This window comes from Gemmata sp., from assembly GCF_051859125.1.
Lineage (GTDB): Bacteria > Planctomycetota > Planctomycetia > Gemmatales > Gemmataceae > Gemmata.
The window spans coordinates 24,563-43,866 of record NZ_JBHYGG010000190.1 but is presented as its reverse complement, the minus strand read 5'-3'; the positions used below and the strand labels follow the sequence as shown (position 1 = coordinate 43,866).

Sequence of the window (19,304 nt, the reverse complement as noted above, 5' to 3'; positions counted from 1 at the left end):
GGGAGCGTCAGCGCCGGTAGTTCTTGCCGACCGCGCCCCGCCGGTCGGTGACGCTCCCGGCTCGCCGGGCATCTGGGCTTCTCGACCGCCCGCCGGTGGGCACGGACCTACCGTCGGGCTCGGACCACTTCTCCCCACACACGGTGAACTTTTCGGCTCCGGGTGCGTCGAATGCTTGCACCGACCCGCGCCCCCGTCCCCGGAACCGTAATGACCGCCACCCTTCGCGCCTGTGCGGCCGTCGCCGCCGCGCTCCTGTGCCTCCCTGCCGTTCTTGCCGTCGACCCGAAGGCCGCGCCCACCAGACCGAGCGCGGTGCGGGTCATCAAGCTCGAGCGCGCCGACCCGGCCGAGGTGAAGCTGGCGCTCGGGTCGCTGCTCCCGTCCCGCGAGGTGGTCGAGCCGCCGGCGTTCGCGGGGCCGGTCGGCGAGCCCCGCCCCGGCGTGGTGTTCGGCAAGGCCGACGTCGTCACCCGGTTCCACTCCGAGTTGCACGCGGTGCCCGACGAGCGGACCGGCGCGCTGGTGGTCCGCGGGCCGGAGCACCTGGTCCAGGTGGCGGCCGACCTCGCCGCCGTGCTCGACCGCAAGGACGGCGACCCGCTCCCGCCGCTCAAGGCGCTCAAGGGGTTCGCCCCGAAGCACGCCCCCGCGTCCGACCTGGCCCGGATCATCGACGCCCTGGAGTTCGACGACGTCCGCGCGATCGCGCTGGGCAAGCACCTGCTCGTCCTCGGGCCGGACGACGCGGTGAAGGCGGTCGCCGATCTGGTGAAGGAACTGGACGTCCCCGGCCGGCCCGCCGCGAAGGACGCGCCGAAGGAGTGACCGCAGCCGCGCCCGGTCGGGCGGCCCCGTCACCCCGGCGCGTCGATCACGAACGTGACGGGGCCGTCGTTCACCAACTCGACCCGCATGTCGGCCCCGAACCGCCCGGTCGCCACGGGCACGCCGAGTAAGCGCAGCGCGTTCACGAACGCCTCGTACAGCGGCTCGGCGACCGCCGGTTGCGCCGCGCCGCTGAACCCCGGCCGCCGGCCCTTCAGGCAGTCGCCGTAGAGCGTGAACTGGCTCACCACCAGCACCGCCCCGCCCACGTCTTGCACGGACAGGTTCATCTTCCCGTCGGCGTCGCCGAACGCCCGCAGGTTCGCGACCTTGTCCGCGAGCCAGTCGACCTGCTTCTGCGTGTCGCCGGGCGCGACCCCGAGCAGCACCAGCCACCCGACCCCGACCTCGCCGGTGACCGCGCCGCCGACCGCGACCTGCGCCCGCTCGACCCGTTGCAGCACCGCACGCATGGGAACCCCGCTTGTGACGAGAGGGACCGTGCTGGTGTGCGGGCCGGGCCGGAGAGCGTCAAGGACGGGGGAGCGCGGCGAGGAAATGGTCCAGCGCCGCGACGTACTCGGGCGTGTAGGAGTGGTTGTGGTCGCCGCCAAGAACGGTGACGAACTGCTTCGGCTCGTTCGCGGCCGCGAACAGCTTGCGGCCGAGGCGGTACGGCACGATCTCGTCGGCGTTGCCGTGGACCTGCAACAGCGGCCCGTGGTACGCCGGGATCTTGGCGACCGAGTTGAGGCTCGCCTGCATCACGGCCCGCACCGGCAGGAACGGGACGAAGCTCGCGGCCACGTCCGGGAGGTTGGTGAACGTGCCCTCCAGGATGAGCGCGCGGGCGCCGTCGCGGGCCGCGAGGTCGACCGCCACGCCGCCGCCGAGCGAGTGCCCGGCGACGACGACGTCGGCCTCGCGGACGCCGGCCCGCGCCGCGAGCCACTGCCGGGCCGCACGGGCGTCGTCGAGCACGCCCGCCTCGGTCGCCCGCCCGCCGCTGCGGCCGTACCCGCGGTAGTCGAACACGAGGACCGTGGCGTTCATCTTGTCGCGGAACAGCTCGATGACGTGCCGGCGGGTGGTGACGTTGCCGCCGTTGCCGTGGGTGAACAGCACCACCGCCCGCGGCCGCCCGTCGTCGGGTTCGGCGAGCCACCCGTGGAGGCGCACGCCGCCGGTTGAGTCGATCCAGGCGTCCTCGACCCGCGGGTCCGGGGTCCAGTCGCCCCGCGGGTACTCCGCCGGCTGAAACACGATCGCGTTCTCGACCCGGCCGGCCCGGTCCCGGACCGCGGCACACCCCGCGGCGGGGACACTGATCGCACAGAGTGCGAGTACGGTTGCCCGGCCCATGCGTCCCCCGCAGATTGTGACCCGGCCGGCGCGGGAATTGGTCATCTTCTGTACGGGTATCCCGATCCAACGGCGCGGTGTCAATGTCGCCTTTACCCGGGCGGCGGCCGTCGCGTATGCTCGGGGCGGATTGCGACACCTTCGCCCAGGACGGGGAGACCGAACATGACGTTGACCAGGATGCACGTGATCGCACTGACCGGGGTGGGCTGCGTGGCCCTGCTGGGGGCCACGTACCTCGTGCCGGCCACGCCGGCGGCCCCGGCCGCGACCCCGGACCCGAGCGCCGGGGCCGGGAACGCCAACGCCCCGGTCGAGCGCGTCGAGTACGTCGGCGTGGGCGGCAGCGACACTAAGTACCCGACGCAGATCGAGAGCAAGGTGGGCGACAAGCAGGTGAAGCTGGTCCTCACCGGCGCGGCCCTGCGGAAGAAGGTGATCGTGAACGTGTACACGGTCGCCAGCTACGCCGAGGACGGGGTCGCGATCGGCTCGGCCGACGACCTGGTCGGCAAGGACTGCGTCAAGCAGCTCCACCTGGTGATGGCGACCAACGTGTCGGGCAAGCAGATGGCCGACGCCTTCACCGACGCGATCCGCCAGAACTACCCGCGGCCCGCGTTCGACACCGAGGTCGCGGCCCTGAACCAGAAGCTCCGCGCCATGGACCTCGCCAAGGGGGACCAGGTGTGGATCACGAACGTGCCCGGCACCGGCCTGCGGATCGACGTCGTCGGCAAGGTCTCGGTGGCCATCGACACGCCCGCGTTCGCGAAGGCGATGTGGGAAGTGTACCTCGGCAAGCGGAACATCGGCGAGCCGATCAAGGCCGGCCTCGTCTCCCGGCTGAGGTGAAACCGGATCGCATGGATTCGTTTCGATCTGGTGGGGCGGGCATTCGTGCCTGCCTCCAGTCGCGTCGGGAGGCAGGCACGAATGCCTGCCCCACCACGGGCACCTGATCCACGCGATTCCGTATGACCGCACGGTGCCCGCCGCCCGATCGGTGCGGCGGGCACCCGAATTGCACCCGTGGGGCCGGACTCGGCGGGCGGACCGCCGCCACCTCGCGGCCGCCACGGTGACCATGACACCCCCACACCCGCTCCCCGCCCCGGACCCCCGCGAGTGGCTCGTCACCAACGGCCTGGGCGGGTACGCCTCGGGGACCGTGAGCGGCGCGCCGGCGCGGCGGTACCACGGGCTGCTCGTCGCCGCCCACCCGGCCCCGCTCGGCCGGCTGATGCTGGTCAACAACCTGCGCGAGTCCCTCCGGCTCCCGGGCCACCGCACCATCACGTTCAGCGGCGAGGGGACAGGAGCCGACCCCGCCGGTCCGCCGGCCGGGCACCTCGTGGACTTCCGACTCGACGCCGGCCTGCCCGTGTGGCGGTACGCGATCGAAGGCGTCGCGTTCGAGAAGCGGGTGTTCTGCGCGCACCGGCACAACACCGTCTACGTCCGGTACCGGCTCACCGGCGGCGCGGCGGCCCACCTGGAACTCGCGCCGTCGGTTCACTTCCGCGGGCACGACGACCCGGTCGACGCGCCCCCCGGCGGCTCGTACGACCTGACCGCGGTCGGCGACGGGGTCGAGGTACGAGGCCGGTCCGACTACCCGGTGCTGCGGATGATGGCCCGCGGGGGCGACGCCGGGTTCACCGTCCGCCGCGAGGACGTGCCCGATATCGCCTACCCGATTGAGGAGTCGCGGGGTTACGCGCACCGAGGGGCGCTGCACGCGCCGGGGTTCTTCCGGCTCGACCTGGAACCCGGCCGCGACGCGACCCTCGTTTTCTCCACCGAGCTCTGGGACCGCGTCCTCGCGGCGCCGCCCGACCGGGCCCACGCCGCCGAACTCGACCGCCGCGAACGGCTCGTCGCGCGGGCGGTGCCGGCGGCCCGGTCCGGGCTCGCGCGGGAACTCGTGCTGGCCGCGGACCAGTTCCTCTTCACGCCCGCACGCTCGCGGGGCGCCGAGGAGCGATCGGTGATCGCCGGCTACCACTGGTTCACCGACTGGGGCCGCGACACCATGATCGGCCTCGAAGGGCTCACCCTCGTGACCGGCCGGCACGCCGAGGCCGGGCACGTCCTCCGCACGTTCGCCGGCCACGTCCGGGACGGGCTGATCCCGAACCTGTTCCCCGAGACGGGGCACGAGGGGCTGTACCACACCGCCGACGCGACGCTGTGGTTCTTCCACGCGCTGAACCGGTACGTCGGCGCGACCGGCGACCGGGCGACCCTCCGCCACCTGCTGCCCACGCTCAAGGGCGTCATCGCACGCCACGTCGCCGGCACGCGGTTCGGCATCGGCGTCGACCCGGCCGACGGGCTGCTGCGGCAGGGGGCCGGGGGCTACCAACTGACGTGGATGGACGCCAAGGTCGGCGACTGGGTGGTGACCCCGCGGCGGGGGAAGGCCGTCGAGATCAACGCATTGTGGTACAACGCCCTCCGGATCATCGAAGGCTGGGTCCGCGAAGAAGACGGCGCGGCGGCCGCGGCCGCGTACGCCGGGCACGCCGAGCGGTGCCGGGCCTCGTTCAACCGCCGGTTCTGGTACGCCGCCGGCGGGCACCTGTACGACGTGCTCGACGGCCCCGGTGGGACCAACGACCCGGCGCTGCGGCCCAACCAGGTGTTCGCGATTTCACTCGACCACCCCGTTCTCGATCCGGAGAAGTGGGAGCCGGTGCTGCGCGTGGTCCGCGACGCGCTGGTGACGCCGGTGGGTCTCCGGTCGCTCGCCCCGGGGAGCCCGGACTACCAGCCGCGGTACGCCGGCGACATCCGGGCGCGCGACGCCGCGTACCATCAGGGGACCGTGTGGGCGTGGCTCATCGGCCCGTACCTCGACGCTCACGTCAAGGCGTTCCCCAGCGACCGGGCCGGCGCGGCGGCGCTGCTCGATGGGTTCCGCGACCACGTGAACGAGGCGTGCGTCGGGTCGATCAGCGAGGTGTTCGACGCCGAGCCGCCGCACGCGCCCCGCGGGTGCGTGGCCCAGGCGTGGAGCGTCGCCGAGGTGCTCCGCTGCTCGGTGAAGGTGGCGCGGTGACCCGCGGGGTCACGGGGCGAAGAGCGGGACGCCGGCGGCCGCGGCGGCGCGGGCGAGGGCCGCGTCGATGGTCGCCAGCGGGAGCCGCACCCGCACCGCCAGCTCCAGGTACGCCGCGTCGTAGACCGGGATCAGGTGCGTGCGGGCGAGGGCGAGGATCTCGGGCCACGCGCGGGCCGGGGTCTCGTCGTCGAGGAAGATCGGAAGGGCCACGAGTTGCGACAGGAACAGGTCGACCTCCGCGGCCGTCACCAGCCTCTGGGTCTCCGCAACCCGCAGGGTGTCGGCGAGGTGTAGCGACCAACTCACTGGGACACACGGCTTGAGGGCAACGACGCGCCCCAGCACCCGTGAGGTGTACGTGGTGGCCTGCGCCGTGAGGCACCAGCGGCTCGTGACAGAGGCGTCCAGAACGAACCCGCCGGGTGGGGGAACGAGGAACGGCCCGGTCATCCCCGCTCCTCAACTGCGAGAGCGGCCCGCAGCGGGTGGTCGGCGGGGAGCGGCTCGCCGGCCCGCTCGTGCCCCTCGATCACCGAACGGAACAGCGCCGCGCGAAGCGGGGCCGCGGCCGCGATTTCCTCGGGCGTCGTCGGGAATCGCGGGGGTCGACTCAGTTCGGCCACCGACCTCCCGTCTTCGGCGATGACGACTTGATCGCCGGCCGCGACGCGCGCGATCAAGGCGGGTAGATCGGCCTGGGCCTCGGCCATGCTCACGATGACGACGTTCACAGTCACCCCTCCCGGCGTCACGCGGGGTTCGCCCTCAGGAACCCATCTATCGCACCAACCTCGGCCGCCGTCAACCGCCAGTCGGCCGCGCCGACCAGCTCCTTCAACTGGCCCGGTTTCCGCGCGCCGACGATCGCCGCGGTCACCGCCGGGTGCCGCAGCACCCACGCGATCGCCACCTCGCCCGGGGTGCGGCCGTGCGGCGCGCCGACCGTGCGGAGCAACTCGACGAGGTTCAGGTTCCGGGTCAGCAGCGGCTCCTGGTAGTGCTTGTTCTTCTCCTTCCGCCAGTCGTCGGCCGGCATCGCCGCGACCCGCTCGCGGGTCATCGCGCCGGTGAGCAGCCCCGACGCCATCGGCGAGTACGCGATCACCCCGATGTTGTGCGCCTGGCAGTGCGGCAGGATGCTCTCCTCGACCTCGGGGCGGATCATCGAGTACGGCGGCTGGAGCGACGTGATCGGCCCGAACTTCGAGACGCGGGCCATCTGCTCGGCCGAGAAGTTCGACACGCCGGCCCAGCGGATCTTCCCCTCTTCCTTCAGCTTCAGCACCGCCTGCCAGCCCTCCTCGATGTCCTCGTCGGGCTCGGGCCAGTGGATCTGGTACAGGTCGATCACGTCCAGCTTCAGCCGCTTCAGGCTCGCCTCGCACTCGCGGCGGATGCTGTCGGCCTTCAGCGACTTGCCGATCTGCCGCTCCTCGTTCCACACGCGGGCGCACTTCGTGAACACGTACGGCCGCTTCGCCACGCCCTTCAGCGCCTCGGCGACGACCTCCTCCGAGTGCCCCAGGCCGTACACCGCGGCGGTGTCGATCCAGTTGATGCCGAGGTCGATCGCCTCGCGGATCGACGCGACCGAGTCGGCGTCGTCCTGTGCGCCCCACCCGAACGCCCACCCGCCGCCGCCGATGGCCCACGCGCCGAAGCCGATGCTCGTGACGTGCAGGTCCGAGTTGCCGAGTTGCCGCGTCTGCATTGCGTTCCTCCGGAACAGCCGGCTGACGCCGGCCGCTCGCCCGCGTACCGTGACCGTATGCAACCCATCGTACTGATCAACGCGGTCGGCCTCACGCCCCGGCTCCTCGAACACGCCCCGCGGCTGAAGGCGGTCGCGGCGGCCGGCTGGGTCGCGGACATGCCCGAGGTGCTGCCGGCGGTCACCTGCACCGCCCAGGCGACGCTGCTCACGGGCGAACTCCCCAACAAGCACGGCGTCGTCGCCAACGGCTGGCTGTTCCGCGACACGAACGAAGTGCGGTTCTGGCAGCAGAGCAACCGACTCGTCCGGGCCGAGCCGCTGTACGCCACCGCCCGCAAGCGAGCGAAGGAACGCGGCCTGCCGTTCACGAGTGCGAAGCTGTTCTGGTGGTTCAACCAGGGCGCGGCGGTCGATTTCAGCGTCACGCCGAAGCCGCACTACGCGGTGAACGGGAATAAGGCGTTCGGCGTCACCGGCGAGCCGCAGCAACTCTCAGCGGACCTCGTCGCGAAGCACGGCGCGTTTCCGTTCCCGGCATTCTGGGGGCCGATGGCCGGCGCGAAGAGCACACAGTGGATCGCAGCAGCAGCAGCCACGGCGCTCGCGACCAAGAAGCCGACGCTCAGCCTCGTGTACCTGCCGCACCTCGACTACGACCCGCAGCGGTTCGGGCCGAAGGGGTGCGACATGGCGAAGTGCGTCAAGGAACTCGACGATGCTTGCGCGCCGCTGCTCGACGCGGCGAAGGCGGCCGGGGCGCAGGTGTGGGTGGTGAGCGAGTACGGGCACTGCGACGTGTCGCGGCCGGTGTACCCGAACCGGCTGCTGCGCACGGCCGGGCTCCTCGAAGTGCGCCGCGGGCCGTTCGGCGAGCAACTCGACCTGTACGGCTCGCGCGCGTTCGCGGTGGTCGATCACCAACTCGCGCACGTCTACGTTCGCGACGCCGAGGACGTGCCGCGGGTGCGCGAACTCCTCGCGCCGCTCCCCGGCGTCGCGCAGGTGTTCAGCGGCGAGGAACGCGCCACGATCCACCTCGACCACGACCGCAGCGGGGAAGTCATCCTGCTGTCGGAGCCGGACGCATGGTTCGCGTACCCGTTCTGGCTCGACGATCATTTTGCGCCAGACTACGCGAGGGCGGTGGCGATCCACGCCAAGCCGGGGTTCGACCCGTGCGAGCTGTTCTTCGACCCGAAGCTGCGGTTCCCAAAGCTGCACGCGGCGCGACGGCTCGCGCAGAAGAAGCTCGGGTTCCGCATGACGATGGACGTGGTCCCGTTGGATGGCGCGATTGTGCGGGGGAGTCACGGCCTCGCTGCGACCGACCCATCCGACCGCCCCGTGCTCATTGGTCACGGCCCGAACCCCGGGGCCAGTGTTCCCATGACCGCGGTGAAGGAAATGCTACTCACCGCTCTCGGGCTGGGCCGATAACGCGAGCGGAACGTCGCAACAGGACGTGATCCGCACGCGAAAGGAGCCACCCGTGACCCGTTCCGCACTCGGCCTGTCGGCCCTCGTTCTTGCGCTGTCCGCAAACTCGGCGTCGGCGCAGAGCCCCGCCGTCGGCCAACTGCCGCTGCCCGGAGACCTGTACGGCTACTCGCCGCTGGTGCCGACCATCGACCCGTTCCCGTCGCGGTCGTCGGGGTACGCGCCGTCGATGTTCCTGCCGCGGGTCGGCGGCACCCGCATCCACCCGCCGACGCCCGTGGTGCAGTCGGCCCCGACGGTCCCGGCCCCCGGCACGGTGATCGTCCAGGGCGACCCCGGCGTGGTCGTCGGCCCGGCCGTGCAGCCGACCGTCCCGGCCCGCGGGTTCCGCCGCTTCGGGCGGTAGTATCAGGCGAGCGGGGGACGCCAGTCCGCCGGTAGAATTTGCAACCACTGGGGGACTGACGTCCCCCGCTCGCCAAGTCACTTTGCTCACCCCGAGATCAGCTTCCGCAACTCCTTCGCGAACCTCGGCACCGCCACCTTCGGGTCCTCCTTGGCCTCGTACTCCAGTGCGACGTAGCCGTGGAAGTTCGCGTCCTTGAGGATCTTGATGACCCTCGCGAGGTCGGCGTCCTCGCGCTTGTTCCCGGGGAACACCTCGGTCTTCACCTGCGACACGACGCCGTAGGGCGCGATCTTGGCGATGTCGGCGTAGGGGTCGGCGGTGTGGAAGTTCCCCGTGTCGATGTTCACGCCCAGCGCCGGGCTCTTCACCGGCTTCACCAGGTCGAGCAGGTGCTCGGGGGTGTCGGTGATGCCGCCGTGGTTCTCGAGCGCCAGCAGCACGCCGGCCATCTCGGCGACCTCGCAGCACTCGTTCATTGCGGCCACGACGCGCTTCTGCGCCTCTTCGAGCGTGTCGCCCTTCTCCAGGTTGCCGGCGAAGATGCGCACTGTTTTTGCGCCGACCTTCGCGGCCCGGAGCGTCCAGTCCTTCACCTTCTGGACCTCGGCCTTGCGCTTCGCGTCGTCGCGGAGGCAGAAGTTGTTGCCGACGGGGATGCCGGAGACCGCGAGCTTCTTCTTGGCGGCGTGGTCGCGGACCTTCTCGATGTAGGCGTCGGTCGTCTCGGCCCAGAAGTACGACGTGAGTTCGACCGCGTCGACCGGCAGTTCGGCCGCGTAGTCGATGAACTCGAACAGCGTCATCGTCGGCTTCTTGAGGTCGAGGAACTGCCGCATGCTGTACGCCGCGAGGCTCAGCTTCAGGTCGGGCTTGTCGGACGGCCGCTTGACGGGGTCGATGGCCAGGGCGAGCGGCAGGCGCGAGCCCGCGGTCCCGGCGGCGAGTGCGGACGTTGCGAGGAATTGGCGGCGCGAGAGCGACATGAGACGGGCTCCGGGGTGACGGGGGGCGGGACGCGCCGCCAGTGTACCCCGTTTCACGCCCGGCAGGGAGTCACCCGCTGCTGTTCTTCTTGGACTTCGGCGGGCCGAGCACCTCTTGGAGCACGATGGCCAGCGCGAGCCCCTGGCCCGAGTTGAGGAGCGCCGTCAGGTTCTTGGCGAGCGGGGTCTTGGCGACCGGCCGGGGGCGGGTGGCGAGCCGGGTGACGCGGGTGGCCGGCGCGCCGGTACTGCTCTCCGGGGCCACCACTGTGGCGGTCTGGAGCATCGCCAGTTCGGCCGGCCGGGCCAGGGCGGCCGGGGCCGCCGCCGGGAAGTACTGCGTGAACCCGCCGTCGGCCCGCTGCGGGGGCGCCTCGGCCAACTCGGCGGTCACCCGGGACCGCGAGCGCTCGGGCACCTTGACCGGCTGCACCACCGGCACGACCGCGGACGGGTTCTGGTTCTGCTGCTGCTGCTGCGGGGCGTCACCCGACTTCTTGCGGAGCCGGTCGATCTCGGCGAGGAACCGGTCCATGTCCGAGTTCGCCTGCCGCGGCCCCGCGCCGCCCCGGTTCATCGGCGGGTTCGCGGCCCGCGGGTTCGCCCCCCGCCCCCGCGGCGCGTTGTTCATCTCGTTGAGGCCGTTGATGAGCTTCGACACCGCCCCCACCACCGTGGAGATGATGACGATCGCGAGGATGATCCAGAAGATGCCCATGTCGGAGCCCCGTGAGAGCAGAGGACAGACGCCTTCGGCGGCAGAGGACAGAGGACAGAGGACAGAGGACAGATAGCGTTCGCTGCTGACTGTCCTCTGACCTCTGCTACTTCTGACCGGAACCGTCACCCGCGGCCCGGGGTGTTCTCGGCCCCGCCGCCGCCGGTCATCGACGCGATGTTGTTCCGCATCGAAGTGTCGGACATGAGGTTCTTCATGTTGTAGAAGTCCATCACCCCGAGGTTCCCCTTGCTGAAGGCGTCGGCGATGGCCTGGGGCACCTGGGCCTCGGCTTCGACGACCTTGGCCCGGTTCTCCTCGCACAGCGCCCGCATCTCCTGCTCGCGGGCGACGGCCGCGGCCCGGCGCTTCTCGGCCTCGGCCTGCGCGACCCGGAGGTCGGCGGCGGCCTGGTCGGCCTGGAGCTTCGCGCCGATGTTCTCGCCGACCTCGATGTGCGCGATGTCGATGGACACGATCTCGAACGCGGTCTGCGCGTCGAGCGCGTTGTGCAGCACGGTCTGCGAGATCATGCCGGGGTTGGCGAGCACCTCCTTGTGGTCGTGGGCCGAGCCGATGGCCTTCACGATGCCCTCGCCGACGCGGGCGATGATGGTCTCCTCGGTCGCCCCGCCGACGAGCCGCTCCAGCTTGGTCCGCACCGTCACCCGGGCCTTGGCGAGGAGCTGGATGCCGCTGCGGCACACGGCGTCGAGGAACTGCTTGCCCTTGGCCGGGTCCGGGCAGTCGATGACCTTCGGGTTCACGCTGGTGCGGACGGCCTCGAGCACGTCGCGGCCGGCGAGGTCGATGGCCGCGGCCGTGCGCCACGGCAGGTCGAGGCCGGCCTTGTGGGCGGCGATCACGGCGGTGGCCGTCTTGGGGACGTTGCCGCGGGCCAGGTAGTGCGACTCGAGGTCGGGCGTGGTCACCTTCACCCCGGCCTGCACGAGCGCGATCTTCTGGCGGACGATCATGCCGTAGTCGACGTTCCGGAGCTTCATCCCGATGAGGCTGCCGATGCCGATGTCGGCCTTGGTGAGCAGCGCCTGGATCCAGAGTCGGATGAAGCTGAAGAAGATGAACAGGAACACGAGGAAGATCAGTACCGCGACGAGCGCGACGCCGATCAGGATGATGCTCCCGTTGTCGAGGTTGGCGGCCCCGGTCTTCTCGCCGAGTTTGGCCGGCCCGCCCTGGGCGAGCAGCGCGAAGGTGTTCGTCACTGTTGTGTTTCCCTTCTGGGGTTCAGTTCTTCGTACCGCGTCGCGGCGGCCCGCGGGGGCTCGCCGGGTTGAGTCAACGAGTGGCCGGCACCGACTTCGATCCGGGACCAGGGTCGTTCACGCCGCCGGGGGCCGGTGGGGTGCACGGGAGACGCAGGTCGGTTCAGTTCCGGGCACCCCACCGGCCCCCGGCGAAAAGACCAACGACCCTGGGGACGCATTCGCGAGCAACGTCACCCGCGGCGGAGCGCCGCAGGATGTTTGAGTCTCGGCCGCCGACCACCCGAAGGTCCGACCCGGGCCGCGCCCGGGATTGTTCGTTACCCTGAAAGGGTTGAAGCCCGTCTGCGGCTCCGCGTGATTCACTTGTCCAGTCCGATGTCCAGGTCGAAGTCGTCGAGCGAGGCCCGCTGCACCGGCGGCGGGCTCGCGGGCGGGTTCGGCGCCGCCTCCAACTTGATGTTCGGTGCCGGGGCGGGGTTATCGTCGGGAATCGGGCCGTCGATGTCGGCCACGTCGGCGGGCGGGTCCATCCCGCGGACCAGGACGGTCGTGCCCTTCACCGCGACGCACCGGACCCACACCCCCGCGTCGAGCATCACGCCCTCGGTCATGGCGTCGATCCGCCGGCCGTCGAACTCGACGGTGCCCGACGGCCGCATCGGCGAGACCGTCTTGCCCGTGCGGTTCTTGAGCGCCTCCAGTTCGGTCTGCCCGGCGACCTCCAGCGGCGCGGAGGAGCTTTCGAGTTCGCCCCCGACGGACATCCGCTTGTACGCGGCGACCGCGACGTACCCCGCGGCCGGGAACCCGACGGCCAGCGCCGCGACCGCGACCACCGCTTCCGTGACCGTGCCCCGGGCCAGGATGATACCCACCCCGAGCGCGAAGAACAACAACGAGCCCACGACCAGGAACCCGCCGGTCGGGAGCAGTACCTCCGCGAGCAGCAGGATGATGCCGAGCGAGAACAGCACGAGGGCGAGCGTCAGGTAGTCCATGCGCTTGTTGTAGGCTGGGGACCGGGAATGGGGGGTTGGAAATACGGGGGCGGCTCGTTTGCTTGTCCCCGGCTCCCACCGTCCGACCCCCAATCTCCGCGTTCCTAGACTTCTTTGACCACGATCCGGGTGCCCTCGACCTGGATCACCTGGACCCGGGTGCCGGCCGGGACGAACCCGCCGTCGGACACCACGTCCACGAACCGGTCGCCGAACTTGACCATCCCGGCCGGCCGCAGCGGGGTGTTCGTGGTGCCGACCGCGCCGAGCAGTTCGGCCGCCTCGCCGGCCCCGGGGAGCATGTCGGCGGGGGAGCCGGTCTCGACCGGCGCGTTCAGCACCAGCCGGTTCCCGCCGGGGATCTTCGGCAGGAACCGCGCGATGGTGAAGGCCAGGAAGAACGCGCCGATCATCGCGAACATGTACACCGACACCCGCTCCCCGAGCCGGCCCCACTCGCCGGCCGTCGCCGGCACCTTGTCCATCGTCACGACGCCCAGCCCGGCCAGCATGCACAGGATCCCGAAGATCCCGCACGCCCCGAACCCGGGGAGCACGAAGATCTCGATGCCCACCAGCGCGAGCCCGAGCAGGAACAGGAGCAGCGCCAGGGCGAACGTCTGCCCGCTGAACTTCGAGTGCGCCCAGAACACCAGGATGAAGCACAGCGCCGCGATGATCCCCGGCACCGTCAGCCCCGGCAGCTTGAGTTCCAGGATCAGACCGGTGAACCCGAGGACCACGAGGAGCACGGTGACGACCGGGTTGCGGAGGAAGTCGGCGAACTTGTCGAGCCAGCCGGGGTCCGGGCTCTTCGCGTCGGGCCACCCGAACGCGGAGGTCACCGCCCGCACGTCGGTCCCCTCGACGGCCACGCGGGCGATCCCGTACTCGACCGCCTGCTGCGCGGTGAGCTTCAGGAGTTGCCCCTTCGGCTTCACTACCTTGTCCTCGACCCACTCGCCCTTCGCACTCTCGAACTCCTCGCGGGACATGAACCGCCGCTGGTTCGCGAGGTTGTTCCCGGCCGGCTTGACGCGGAGGATTTCGAGGTCGTGGCGGAACATGCCGTCGATCAGGATCTCGGGGTAGCCCTGGCTCTTGGCGAGGTCGCGGACACTGCCGAGGTTGGCCTCGACGTCGGCCTGGCGGGTCGCCTTGATGTACGCGGCGAAGTCGCCGAGGTCGGCCTCCTTGGCGTCGCCCAGCCCGTCGGGCTTGGCCTTCGCGACGACGATCTCGGAGCACCCGAGAGCGACGACCGTGCCGGCGGCCGGGGCGTGCTCGGTGACGAACGCGACGATCTTGATCTTGTCGTCGCCGGTCTGCGCGGCCCGCAGGTCGTCCGCGAGGTTCCGGGCCGCGACGAGGTCGTTGCCGCCGACGTTGATGACCAGGATCAGGACGTTCCCGCCCTTCTGCCGCACGTCGCGGACCACGCGGTTGACCGACTCGCGGACCGAGCCGTCGATGTCCTTCGTGATGGCCCAGAAGTACACGTCCGGCGTGCGGCCCTCCAGGGGGTCGTCGGGGTTGCCGCCCCGCAGTCCGTACAGGCTCGCGACGTCGGTGCGGGTCTCGGCGGTGGCCTTCGCGAGCCCGAGGCTGATCGCCTGCCGGGCGGTGTAGTTGCCGACCTGCCCGTCCGCGACACCCTCGACCGGGGGGAAGTTCGGGCCGCCGGCGATGTTCTTGACCTGCTCGGCGTCGGCCGCGTCGAAGTACACGGGGTTCAGCGGCGGCACCCGCGGGATGCCGCGGCGGAGTTGCACCGCCGGGTCGTACATCTTACGCACGACCGGCACCAGCCCACCGCGGCCGGCCGCGGCGAGCGTCTCGCGGTACAGCGTCTCCTTGCTCGCGTTCAGCGGCGGAACGAGCGGCGGGTTGCCGTCGTCGGTCACCTGGCCGAGTGTCGCGCCGGGGCTCATCACCAGTTCGCGGCACGCGAGGACCGGCAGGACCGTGTGCGCGCTCGTCGGGGCGTGGACGTACGCGACGGTGTTCACGCCGTTGCGGTTGACCGAGGTGAGAATGTAGTCCTGGAGGCTGAGGCACGCGCCGAAGTCGGCGGTGGCGGCCGGCTTGCCGTCGGGGTTGAAGTCGAACACGACGGTACCGGCCCGCTGCGGGGCGGCCGGGTCGATCCGCGCGTTCACGGTCGCCTTGATCCGGTTCACCCCCTCGGTGGTGATCGGATTGGGGACCGTGACGAACAGCCCCTCGGCGCTCTGGCCGAGGGCGGAGGCGGCCGTGAGCAGCACCCCGCCGACTATCGCGGCAAGCGAACCGACCGTGTGGCGGACCGGAATCGACATCGCTGAACGTTCCTGTCGGGGTGTGGGCCGCGCGCGGTCCACTTGGCAGATTATAACGGTCCGGCGAACCGGGGCAAAAAGAACCTTGGCCCAGTCGCCCCGAACCGGACGCCTTCGGCGACGGGCAGAAGTGGCAGAGGACAGACGACAGAGGCCAGCCAGACACCGGTGGGTATGCTCGTCTGTCCTCTGTCCTCTGTCCTCTGTCCTCTGTCCTCTGTCCTCTGTCCTCTGCCGCCGCAGGCGACTGCCTTCAGAAGCGGCGGGCAACAAACACCTCGACTGTGGTGGCCCGCACGCCGTCGGCCGGCAGCGGGGCGGGCGGCACGCCCTCCAATTGCTCCACGGGCGTTCCCGGCACCGGCAGCGGCCGCGACACCGTTCGCCCGGCGTGCCGCAGCGTGAAGCGGTCGGCGGGTTCCCATGCCCGCACGGGGCCAGCGAACTCGACCGCGAACCCGTGGTCGCTTCCGAACGCGGCGCTCAGTTTTGCTCGCAAGTGTGTGCGAGTCGAGAGTGCCCGCACCGTCCACGGCCGGCCGAACTGCCGCGCCGCGAGGAAGAGTCCGATCATCGCACGGCTCAGCTTCAGGAGCCGGGCGGCGTCGGCGCTCGCGGCCATAAACTCGAGCGCGAACCGCTCCGGGTCGAACCCGCCGGGCTCGTGCAACTTCGCGAACGGCCCGAGGTCGGCGGAGGCCGCGAGCGGGTGGTTCGACCGCGCCAACATCCCGACGAACGGCACGAACTCGCCCCACCGCACCGCGAGCACCTCGTCGAAGTCGTCGGCCGCCGGCAGCGCCGCTCGCTGGGCGGGGGTCAGCACGTCGAGCAGCGCCGGGTCGCGGGCAAAGTTGGTGAGCGGGAGTTCGCCGCCGGCGATGAGTTCGGGGAACAGCGCGTCGGGACTGGTCGAGAGGTCGAGGACGTGAGCGACCACCCCGCCGGGTCGCAGGACGCGCGCGAGTTCGGCCCGCACGCTGGCGAGGTCGGGGAGCGTGTCGAGGACGCACAGCGCCAGCACGCCCGACACACTCCCCGCATCGAACGGGAGGCTCGCGGCGTCCGCGACGATGACGGTCGCGTCGGGGTACCGCTCGCGGAACGCCCGAACGAACGGCCCGGACGGCTCGGTGTGGGTGACCGCGGCCGCCACATCATCCGGGAGCCACTCGCGGAGTTGCCCGCCGCCGGCCCCGATCTCGACGAGCGCCCCGCTTGGGTCGGGAAGGTAGCGCTTCAGCACGGCCCGCACGACGCGCCGCACCAGCGCGTCCCACGGCTGCCGCACGCGAACAAGGTGGTCGAGCAGCGCCGGGTCGTGCCACTTGGTGCCGGGGTCGGGTGTCATGCTCGTGTTGTAGCGGCCCGAACCCGTGCGATGCGTGAGCGGGTCACGAGCCGGACTGTTTGGGCGAACCCTGAGCACCAGCGAGGGGGTGAGGCGCACCCCCTCGCTGGCGCTCAGGGTTCGCCCGAGCACCCGCCTCAACCCTCCGGGTGAGGCGTTTGGTAAAATCACCCCATGCCACCGTTCGAGCGACTCGTGATCCCCGCCGCACTCCTCGGCGATGTCGTTGCGCACGCACTCGCCGACGCGCCGCTGGAGTGCTGCGGGCTGCTCGCGGGCCGCATCGCCGGCGGCGTCGGCACAGTGGCCGCGCGCTACCCGGTCCGCAACGACGCCGCGAGCGCGACCGAGTACGAGAGCAACGCCCGCGACATGCTGAGCGCCTTCCGTGCGATGCGCGAGGGCGGGCTGGAACTGCTGGCGATCTACCACTCGCACCCGACATCGGCCCCGGTGCCCAGCCGCCGCGACGTCGCCCGCAACACCTACGGCGAGACCGCCGCGCACCTGATCGTGAGCCTCGCCGCCCCGGAACCCGTCGCTCGCGCCTGGTGGCTCACGGAGGTGGGCTACCGGGAGGCGGAACTCCGGGTCGATACCGGTGGCCCGAGCGAACGGTCCTAAACCGTCGAAGGAGCAACCGCTCCGCGTCCTCGCTGATCCAGCCGTCGGTCGAGATGATCTCCAAACGAGGGAGCATCGGCGTCTCTGCGAGTTCGCGAGCTTCTCCGTCGGTGAGGCTCTGGCGAAGTGGTAACCCGTGCCGGCGATCGAATCGCAGCTCGCGAAGGTTGGGGAGTTGCGGGCACCCGCTCACGACTCGGAAGAATCCCGGACTGATCCGACAGTTGTGCAGCGAGAGTTGCGTGAGTTGCCCGATCTCGGGGACAGCGAACACCTTCTCCAAAGTTCCCTGACCCGCGTCGTTGATCACCAGCGACAGAATTGGCGCGGAAGCAAACAGTAGAGCGCGGTGTTCCAGAAACCACTTGCCTGCGACAGCGCTGAACTGAAACAAGAACCCGCGCCGGTACTCCCAAGCCCAATCGATGCCTCTGAGCGTCGGCACTTCTTGGTTCCAACGGGACACGTTGTCCCGCCACAGGATCGCTTCGCGTGCGGAACGTTCATCTGGTCCCTTCGGGCGCTGCGGTGCGGCCACCTGCAACCGGATGAACTCGGCCCGGTCGGGGTCGCCGTTCTCATCGAGCCAGTCGGCGTAAGCGAGGCGGACGGTGTCGTCCTCGGGGTCGGCGCAGATCGCCCGCAGGAACGGTTCGAACCCCGGCGGCGGCATCGGATTCCCTCGCAGACATGTTACCCGCCCGTTACCAGCTTAGCCTCGCGTTCGCGGGGTCGCACGGGTTACAATCGGAACGACCGGTCGTCCCATCTCGGGGTTCGCGCCTGCCTCTCACCTCGGCGGAGGGTTTACCCGTGAAGTCGTCACACGCAGCGTTCGGTGTCGTCGCCCTGGCCCTCGCGGGCCTGTGGTTCGCCGGCGGCGGAGCGGCCGCTCCTGCCCGGTCCGCAACGGCTGCCGAGCAGCCCCGGGTCTCGGCCCCGCTCACCCACGGCAACCTCACCGTGTTCTTCGTTCACGGGCCGGACGCGGTGAGCGACGCGCACAAGGTCGCCACGCTCGCCGAGGCGCTCGACGCCGGGTGGGCGGTCGTCCACGAGACCGGCAACGTGAACACGCTCCAGGTCGAGAACAACTCCGACGACTACGAGCTGTTCGTGCAGGAGGGCGACATCATCAAGGGCGGCCGGCAGGACCGCGTGTTCGCCACCGACATGCTCGTGCCCCCGAAGTCGGGCCGCGTGCCGTTCCCGGCGCACTGCGTCGAGGCCGGGCGGTGGCAGGGCCGCGGGGCCGAGGCCAGCACGCACTTCACCAAGTCGGACCAGCGGATCGTCGGCTCCAAGCTCGCGTACGCCAACGCCACCCGCCAGCAGTCCGAGGTGTGGGACAACGTGAAGGAGAACCAGGACAAGTTCACGAGGAACCTCGGCACCACGGTGAACGCCCCGGATTCGGCGACGAGCTTCCAGCTCACCCTGGAGAACAAGACGCTCCAGCAGAAGGTCGCTGAGTTCGAGGCGGCGCTGCGGGCCGGCGGCGAGGGCAAGAGGAACGTGATCGGGTGCGTGTTCCTCGTCAACGGGCAGGTGACCGGGGCCGAGGTCTACGGCTCGAACGCGATGTTCCAGAAGGCGTGGCCGCGGCTTCTCCGGTCGCAGGCCGCCGACGCGGTCGCCGAGCAGTCCGACCGCCCGCTCCCGCCCGTGCCGACCGTGCCCGAGGTCGAGCGGTTCCTCGCGCTCGCCGGCCAACAGCCGTCCGCGGCCGCATGCGACGGTGCCGCCCGCCAAGACTCGGTGGCGCTGAATTGCCCCGGCCCGGCCCCTGCGCGGAACTTCTATTGGGTCGAAGACGGGCTGGGCCAGCCGAACGCGCCGGACACGGCGGTGAACCCGATCGTGACCGCGAACGGCAGCGGCCAGGCGCTGGTTCAACAGCAAGAATCGATCCAGGAGACCGTCCAACTGCGGAACCGGACCGACAACCAGCGGCAGCGGCTCCAGCAATATTACGGGATGCGCGGCAGCAACGTGGCCGTCAACCCGCAGCCCGCGGCCGCGGTGCAGACGCCCGCGGCCGCGGGGAACCGGTTGAACGTGCAGCGCGTCGAGGACGCGGCCGGGCTGAGTTCGGAGTCCCGCGACGCCGGCCGCGGCAACGCGCTCATCCACAAGAGCTTCATCAAGAAGTGAGTTTCGAGTCGGATCGTGGCGAGCCGGGACCGAACCCGCACCGACGTAGAGGTAGAAGAACCCACCCCCCGAGCCCAAGCAGCCCGCCGCGCCGGCAATTTGCACGCCCCCC

Annotated in this window: 19 protein-coding genes; 7 read left to right on the top strand and 12 right to left on the bottom strand. The window is 70.8% G+C overall.

Features of this window, described 5'->3' with window-relative positions:
- Positions 1-210 precede the first annotated feature (210 nt).
- Positions 211-828, top strand: a complete 618-nt coding sequence (locus ACTIGN_RS16680; RefSeq protein WP_439625820.1) for a secretin N-terminal domain-containing protein — start codon at positions 211-213, stop codon at positions 826-828.
- Between the two features lie 29 nt (positions 829-857).
- On the opposite strand, the gene dtd is transcribed toward ACTIGN_RS16680, so the two are convergent.
- The gene (dtd, locus tag ACTIGN_RS16675) at positions 858-1,301 is read right to left on the bottom strand and encodes a D-aminoacyl-tRNA deacylase (RefSeq protein WP_439625818.1); all 444 of its coding nucleotides are present in this window, start codon (positions 1,299-1,301) and stop codon (positions 858-860) included.
- 58 nt (positions 1,302-1,359) lie between these two features.
- Positions 1,360-2,190: an alpha/beta hydrolase gene (locus tag ACTIGN_RS16670; RefSeq protein ID WP_439625816.1), complete on the bottom strand. Its 831-nt coding sequence runs from the start codon at positions 2,188-2,190 to the stop codon at positions 1,360-1,362.
- A gap of 165 nt (positions 2,191-2,355) precedes the next feature.
- Here ACTIGN_RS16670 and ACTIGN_RS16665 point away from each other — a divergent pair, with 165 nt between their 5' ends.
- Both ACTIGN_RS16665 and ACTIGN_RS16660 read left to right on the top strand, forming a co-directional pair.
- A complete protein-coding gene (locus tag ACTIGN_RS16665) occupies positions 2,356-3,045 on the top strand; it encodes a chalcone isomerase family protein (RefSeq protein ID WP_439625814.1) in 690 nt (229 codons plus the stop codon).
- Between the two features lie 232 nt (positions 3,046-3,277).
- The gene (locus ACTIGN_RS16660; RefSeq protein ID WP_439625812.1) at positions 3,278-5,254 is read left to right on the top strand and encodes an amylo-alpha-1,6-glucosidase; all 1,977 of its coding nucleotides are present in this window, start codon (positions 3,278-3,280) and stop codon (positions 5,252-5,254) included.
- Between the two features lie 9 nt (positions 5,255-5,263).
- On the opposite strand, the gene ACTIGN_RS16655 is transcribed toward ACTIGN_RS16660, so the two are convergent.
- The 3 genes from ACTIGN_RS16655 to ACTIGN_RS16645 are packed head-to-tail and all read right to left on the bottom strand — an operon-like array spanning position 5,264 to position 6,968.
- Positions 5,264-5,707: a type II toxin-antitoxin system VapC family toxin gene (locus tag ACTIGN_RS16655; protein WP_439625810.1), complete on the bottom strand. Its 444-nt coding sequence runs from the start codon at positions 5,705-5,707 to the stop codon at positions 5,264-5,266.
- On the bottom strand, positions 5,704-5,988 hold the full coding sequence (locus tag ACTIGN_RS16650) for a type II toxin-antitoxin system Phd/YefM family antitoxin (protein ID WP_439625808.1): 285 nt from the start codon (positions 5,986-5,988) through the stop codon (positions 5,704-5,706). The genes ACTIGN_RS16655 and ACTIGN_RS16650 overlap by 4 nt, the downstream gene beginning before the upstream one ends.
- Before the next feature lie 17 nt (positions 5,989-6,005).
- Positions 6,006-6,968: an aldo/keto reductase gene (locus tag ACTIGN_RS16645; RefSeq protein WP_439625806.1), complete on the bottom strand. Its 963-nt coding sequence runs from the start codon at positions 6,966-6,968 to the stop codon at positions 6,006-6,008.
- Between the two features lie 57 nt (positions 6,969-7,025).
- Between ACTIGN_RS16645 and ACTIGN_RS16640 the strand changes: the two genes are divergently transcribed.
- Positions 7,026-8,408, top strand: a complete 1,383-nt coding sequence (locus ACTIGN_RS16640; protein ID WP_439625804.1) for an alkaline phosphatase family protein — start codon at positions 7,026-7,028, stop codon at positions 8,406-8,408.
- 52 nt (positions 8,409-8,460) lie between these two features.
- The gene (locus ACTIGN_RS16635; protein ID WP_439625802.1) at positions 8,461-8,814 is read left to right on the top strand and encodes a hypothetical protein; all 354 of its coding nucleotides are present in this window, start codon (positions 8,461-8,463) and stop codon (positions 8,812-8,814) included.
- An 86-nt stretch (positions 8,815-8,900) separates the two neighbouring features.
- Here the strand turns inward: ACTIGN_RS16635 and ACTIGN_RS16630 are convergent, their stop codons facing one another.
- The 6 genes from ACTIGN_RS16630 to ACTIGN_RS16605 form a co-directional block, all read right to left on the bottom strand.
- A complete protein-coding gene (locus ACTIGN_RS16630) occupies positions 8,901-9,800 on the bottom strand; it encodes a sugar phosphate isomerase/epimerase family protein (RefSeq protein WP_439625800.1) in 900 nt (299 codons plus the stop codon).
- A 70-nt stretch (positions 9,801-9,870) separates the two neighbouring features.
- A complete protein-coding gene (locus ACTIGN_RS16625) occupies positions 9,871-10,518 on the bottom strand; it encodes a hypothetical protein (protein WP_439625798.1) in 648 nt (215 codons plus the stop codon).
- Between the two features lie 125 nt (positions 10,519-10,643).
- Positions 10,644-11,744 carry a flotillin-like protein FloA gene (gene floA / locus ACTIGN_RS16620; RefSeq protein WP_439625796.1) on the bottom strand — a complete coding sequence of 367 codons (1,101 nt, stop codon included), beginning with the start codon at positions 11,742-11,744 and terminating at the stop codon, positions 10,644-10,646.
- Between the two features lie 362 nt (positions 11,745-12,106).
- Positions 12,107-12,745 (bottom strand): NfeD family protein, encoded by a 639-nt coding sequence (locus ACTIGN_RS16615; protein ID WP_439625794.1) that lies wholly within the window; start codon positions 12,743-12,745, stop codon positions 12,107-12,109.
- Positions 12,746-12,849: 104 nt separating this feature from the next.
- Complete coding sequence (locus tag ACTIGN_RS16610; RefSeq protein WP_439625792.1) at positions 12,850-15,063, bottom strand: NfeD family protein; 2,214 nt, start codon at positions 15,061-15,063, stop codon at positions 12,850-12,852.
- A gap of 253 nt (positions 15,064-15,316) precedes the next feature.
- Entirely contained in the window at positions 15,317-16,414 is a 1,098-nt protein-coding gene (locus tag ACTIGN_RS16605) for a class I SAM-dependent methyltransferase (protein WP_439625790.1), read from the bottom strand.
- Positions 16,415-16,588: 174 nt separating this feature from the next.
- Here ACTIGN_RS16605 and ACTIGN_RS16600 point away from each other — a divergent pair, with 174 nt between their 5' ends.
- The gene (locus ACTIGN_RS16600; RefSeq protein WP_439625788.1) at positions 16,589-17,038 is read left to right on the top strand and encodes a M67 family metallopeptidase; all 450 of its coding nucleotides are present in this window, start codon (positions 16,589-16,591) and stop codon (positions 17,036-17,038) included.
- Here ACTIGN_RS16600 and ACTIGN_RS16595 read toward each other — a convergent pair.
- Positions 16,971-17,711, bottom strand: coding sequence for a TIGR02996 domain-containing protein (locus tag ACTIGN_RS16595; RefSeq protein WP_439625786.1), 741 nt, complete (start codon positions 17,709-17,711; stop codon positions 16,971-16,973). The two genes, ACTIGN_RS16600 and ACTIGN_RS16595, sit on opposite strands and share 68 nt — an antisense overlap.
- Positions 17,712-17,851: 140 nt before the next feature.
- On the opposite strand from ACTIGN_RS16595, the gene ACTIGN_RS16590 reads away from it, so the two are divergent.
- Positions 17,852-19,192: an ARPP-1 family domain-containing protein gene (locus tag ACTIGN_RS16590; protein ID WP_439625784.1), complete on the top strand. Its 1,341-nt coding sequence runs from the start codon at positions 17,852-17,854 to the stop codon at positions 19,190-19,192.
- Positions 19,193-19,304 lie beyond the last annotated feature (112 nt).